Consider the following 2881-nt stretch of genomic DNA (forward strand, 5'->3'; position numbering starts at 1 on the left):
GGAGATCCGGGGATTCGGCCCGGCCGACGACGTGGCGGTGGTCGCGACGGGTTATCTGGCGCCGCTGGTGTTCGACGAATGTGAAACGTTGCAGCACCATGAGCCGACGCTGACGCTGGACGGTCTGCGGCTGGTCTATGAGCGCCAACGGGAGAATCGAAGCAAGTCGCGGACGGACCGCTGACCCGGCCGCGCACGTCTGTGATCGTCGGCACTGGTGCAAGCCGAATCGATGTGGCAGAATCTCGACCGTGATGAACCGGAGCTGTCAGGAGTGTTGTCGAGGCTAACGCCTCTCGATGACCCCTATGCCCGATTCCGGCGCTTCGTCGCCGATCACTCTCGAAAGCACCCATCATGTCTGTGCTCTCCGCACCCATCTCGTTTTCGTCCGCTGCTCCCGTGTCCGCTCCGGCGACGGCGCCCCTGTCCATCTCGGCCGATCAGTTCCGGCCGGCTCTGGAAGCCGGTGCGGTCGCCGTCGACATCCGGAGCCAGCGTGTCCGCGATGACGAAGGAATTCTCTTGGGAGCGTTGGCAATTCCGGCCCGCAACGTTCTCGACCGGTTGACTCCGGGTTCGGCCCAGTCTCTGTCGACCGCATCGGTTGACCAGCATTGGATACTGGTCGGGGTCGACGGTCACGACGCGGAGATGCTGACCTGGCACCTGCAGGCCCGGGGCATCACCGGCGCACGGTTTGTCGCGGGCGGTCAGCGGGCACTGTCCAGGCACGCGGCGCCGGGGTTGCTCGGCGAGCACACCCGGCGCGAGCTGACCGCGTACGCCGCGCACTGATCCGCGGCCCGCGGCCGACCGCTGTTCGTGAGTGGTGAAGGCCGGTTGGCCTTGGCGAATGGATCGGGCGGAGCTCCGGCCGATAGGGTCGTTGGCGTGAACGAAGTCCGTGGCCAGGGCCGCACCAGAACAGATGCCGACACCGTCGAAGATCAGACACCGGAACAGCTGCGTATCCGTCGCGAAAAGCGTGACCGGATGCTGTCGGCGGGCACCGAGCCTTACCCGGTCTCGGTGGCGCGAACCCATTCGCTGGCGGAGGTCCGGGCCAAGTATCCGGACCTCGAGACCGACACCGCGACGGGCGAGCACGTCGGTGTCGCGGGCCGGGTCATCTTCGTCCGCAACACCGGCAAGCTCTGTTTTGCCACGTTGCAGGAGGGCGACGGCACCCAGTTGCAGGCGATGATCAGCCGCAGCAGTGTGGGTGAGGAATCGCTCGCGGCGTGGAAGGCCGATGTCGATCTCGGCGATTTCGTGTTCGTCCACGGTGAGGTCATCAGCTCCCGCCGAGGTGAACTCAGTGTCCTCGCCGACACGTGGCAGATGGCGTCGAAGGCGCTGCGTCCGCTTCCGGTGGCGCACAAGGAGATGAGCGAAGAGGCTCGGGTGCGGCAGCGCTACCTCGATCTCATCGTCCGCCCGGAGGCCCGCGCGATGGCCCGGACCCGCGTTGCGGTCATGCGAGAGCTACGCGGGGCTCTCGAGCGTCGCGGTTTCCTCGAGATCGAGACGCCGATGCTGCAGACGCTGCACGGCGGTGCCGCGGCCCGCCCCTTCGTGACGCACTCCAACGCCCTGGACATCGACCTCTTCCTGCGCATCGCACCGGAGCTGTTCCTCAAGCGCGCCGTGGTCGGCGGAATCGAGAAGGTCTTCGAGATCAACCGCAACTTCCGCAACGAGGGCGCGGACTCCACGCATTCGCCGGAGTTCGCGATGCTCGAGACCTACGAGGCCTACGGCACGTACGACGACTCGGCCACGATGATCAGGGAGATCATCCAAGAGGTCGCGCTCGGAGCGATGGGCACCCTGCAGCTCGAGATGGCAGATGGAACGATCAACGATCTGAGTGGTGACTGGACCTCGGTCGAGATGTATCCGTCGTTGTCGAAGGCCCTCGGCGAGGACATCACGCCCGACACGACGGTGGAGTACCTGTTGTCGGTCGCTGCCCGGGTCGGCCTGGAGATCCCGGAGGGCAAGGGCTACGGACACGGCAAGCTCGTCGAGGAACTCTGGGAACACCAGGTCGGGGAGACGCTGTCCGGACCGGTCTTCGTCCGGGACTTCCCGGTGGAGACCTCTCCGCTCGTCCGCGAGCATCGAACCGTGCGGGGTGTCAGCGAGAAATGGGACCTCTATGTTCGCGGTTTTGAATTGGCGACCGGCTATTCAGAATTGATCGACCCGATCATTCAGCGGGAGCGGTTCGTGGATCAGGCCAGGCTTGCGCGAGCCGGCGATGACGAGGCAATGGTGCTCGACGAAGAGTTCTTGGCTGCCATGGAGCAGGGGATGCCGCCGACCACGGGCACCGGAATGGGGATCGACAGACTTCTCATGGCACTAACCGGTCTCGGGATTAGGGAAACGATCCTCTTTCCACTCGTGAAACCGCAGTCTTGAAAACTTTCTTAAACTCGTTAGTGCGTTATTAGCGCGAAGTAGATATTCGCGCTATGCTGGCGGCCAATAGGCGGCCACCCCGAGTAGCGCTCGTTCCGAGTTGTGTTCTGAGAAACCGTCTTGTGTCGGGTAGCCATCAAGAATGGAGCATTATGGCTAAGAAGGTTACGGTCACGCTGGTCGACGATGTTGACGACAGCAAAACTGCGGATGAGACTGTCGAGTTCGGTGTCGACGGTGTCACCTATGAGATCGATTTGTCGACCAAGAACGCTGACAAGCTACGTGACGATGTCGCGCGGTGGGCAGAGCATGCACGTCGGGTTGGTGGCCGTAAGCGCCCCAAAGGCCTCAGCGTCGCAGGTAAGCCTACGGTGGACCGTGAGCAGACCGCAGCGATCCGTGACTGGGCGCGTCGCAACGGGCACCCGGTTTCGGCTCGTGGCCGTAT

General features: G+C 63.9%; 3 protein-coding genes and 1 pseudogene. All 4 read left to right on the plus strand.

What is annotated here, in order from left to right; all coding sequences use genetic code 11:
* A pseudogene (locus VIQ49_RS15275) lies at nucleotides 1–184 on the plus strand (pantothenate kinase); the annotation flags it as partial.
* 173 nt (nucleotides 185–357) lie between these two features.
* On the plus strand, nucleotides 358–798 hold the full coding sequence (locus VIQ49_RS15280; protein ID WP_331886060.1) for a hypothetical protein: 441 nt from the start codon (nucleotides 358–360) through the stop codon (nucleotides 796–798).
* A 96-nt stretch (nucleotides 799–894) separates the two neighbouring features.
* On the plus strand, nucleotides 895–2430 hold the full coding sequence (gene lysS / locus VIQ49_RS15285; RefSeq protein WP_331886062.1) for a lysine--tRNA ligase: 1536 nt from the start codon (nucleotides 895–897) through the stop codon (nucleotides 2428–2430).
* 152 nt (nucleotides 2431–2582) lie between these two features.
* Nucleotides 2583–2881 (plus strand): Lsr2 family protein (locus VIQ49_RS15290; protein WP_331886064.1); only part of this gene is annotated, 299 nt, incomplete at its 3' end.

Source organism: Williamsia sp. (assembly GCF_036566845.1).
Lineage (GTDB): Bacteria > Actinomycetota > Actinomycetes > Mycobacteriales > Mycobacteriaceae > Williamsia.

What these genes read in the sequence shown, in the direction of transcription:
- VIQ49_RS15280 (WP_331886060.1), top strand. Translation starts at nt 358, where the DNA reads ATGTCTGTGCTCTCCGCACCCATCTCGTTTTCGTCCGCTGCTCCCGTG.